The following is a 1,768-nucleotide window of genomic DNA, read 5'->3' as shown; positions in this document are numbered from 1 at the left end:
TCGATCGGTCAATTCTAGCTTTTTAAAGGCATTTAATCCCATCATAATCGTGGTTAAGGGGTTTCGTACCTCATGGACGATCGTGGCTGCTAGTTCACCAATTTCGGCTAGTCTGGCTAATGCTTTTTCGATTTGTAACCGCTCCATTTCTGCACCCGCTCGTGCTGCAAAGATTTCCAGAATTGCCCGATTGCGCTGATTAGATTCCATCGATTTATCATCTAATACCGCTAGATGCCCCAACAAATCCCCTGTCGAAGTTAGCAACGGAATTCCGGCATAGCTTTGGGCTTCCATTGCCTCAAATTCATCTTTTTCTTCAGGAAATAAGGTTTGAATTCGATCGGGAAAACATTGATAACTGTTACTTTCGATAACTAGTTCGCAAGGGGTACCGCTTAAATTGTATTCAAATTCTTCACCAAATTCTTTTCCCACCCAAAAGGCAAAGCTACGAACGCGAGAGGGTGGTGCATCCATACATTCACTAATGAAGGCATAACGGACACCCAGAGCTTGCGCTAAGGAACGAACTAGCGATCGAAAGAAATCTACACCTGTAGCTGAAACTGTCCCTTCGACGATCGATCTGAGGATTTGCTCGGATTTTTCACGTTCTAAAATTTCCGCCTGAAGCCTGTCGATCGCGACGACCATCAATTCTACTAACACTCGATCCACCACAATTTATTCGCTCCAAAACAATCGATTTTTTGATAATTAACCAAAGTTGCTACTTATAGAAATGCCTACGATTGTTCGCGGAGCGTTCTCGTAGAGTAATCGTGGCTAATGATGCAAAGTCCGCCTTCGCGGACTAATAAACTAGTCCGCGAAGGCGGACTTCGCATCACAAGCAGCGGTTTTAACCGCTGGAGTTCGGCAAAACGATCGAAAACTCGCTACCTTCACCTAATATCGATCGCACCATAATCTTACCTCCCATCCCTTCTACCAATGTTTTGGAAATCGCTAAACCCAATCCATGTCCGCCAGTCGTGCGGGCGCGATTTTCATCGACTCGATAAAAGCGTTCAAAAATACGGCTGAGATCTTGTAGGGGAATTCCAATCCCTCGATCGCGTACTCGAATGATTGCCTGTTTATCGATTTGTTCGACAATTAATTCGATCGGTTGTGCTGCTTCAGAATATTTAATCGCATTGTCTAAGAGATTAATTAATACTTGTTTTAACCTATCCCGATCGACCATCGCTTCAACATTGACTGTAGCTGCAACTTGAATAGCTCGATTGCCAAATTCTCCGGTTAGATCGGCTACTTCAGATACCAGATCGTTTAATAGTATTGGTGCTAGATGATAACGAGTATATCCACTATCTGCCCGTGCCAAATCTAATAAATCCTGAAGTAATTTTATCGTGCGATCGGCTTCTGCTCCTGCCGTTTCTAAGGCTTCTCGTTGATAATCATTAAGGTTATTGCTTCGCCGTAATAAGCTCTGTAAATAACCCGATACCACCGTTAATGGCGTGCGTAACTCATGGGAAATATTGCCGATAAATTGCCGTTGTTGTTCCCAAGCATCCCCCAGCCGCGATAGCATCATATTAAAAGTTTGGGCTAATTCCTTAACTTCAGTTGGTGCATTGTTGAGTTGCAATTGGGCATTATTCAGATCCGCTGCGGAAATTGCTCCCGCCATCCGGCTCATTTCTTGTAACGGTTGAAGCGATCGACGAATCCGCATGGCGATCGCCAGGATAGTAGCCAGAGTTGCTAAAATGCAAACAGCAGTTAGACCTTG

At 44.2% G+C, this 1,768-nt stretch carries 2 protein-coding genes; both read right to left on the bottom strand.

Annotation, left to right across the window (positions count from 1 at the left end; translation table 11 throughout):
• On the bottom strand, window positions 1-684 hold a 684-nt coding region (locus RMO79_RS14930; protein ID WP_310483968.1), incomplete at its 3' end, for a GAF domain-containing protein.
• Window positions 685-865: 181 nt separating this feature from the next.
• The coding region (locus tag RMO79_RS14925; RefSeq protein WP_310483967.1) for a HAMP domain-containing sensor histidine kinase at window positions 866-1,768 on the bottom strand (903 nt) is incomplete at its 5' end.

The organism is Chamaesiphon sp. VAR_48_metabat_403, assembly GCF_031422475.1.
Taxonomy (GTDB): Bacteria; Cyanobacteriota; Cyanobacteriia; order Cyanobacteriales; family Chamaesiphonaceae; genus Chamaesiphon.
This window is presented reverse-complemented; position numbering and strand designations above follow the sequence as displayed.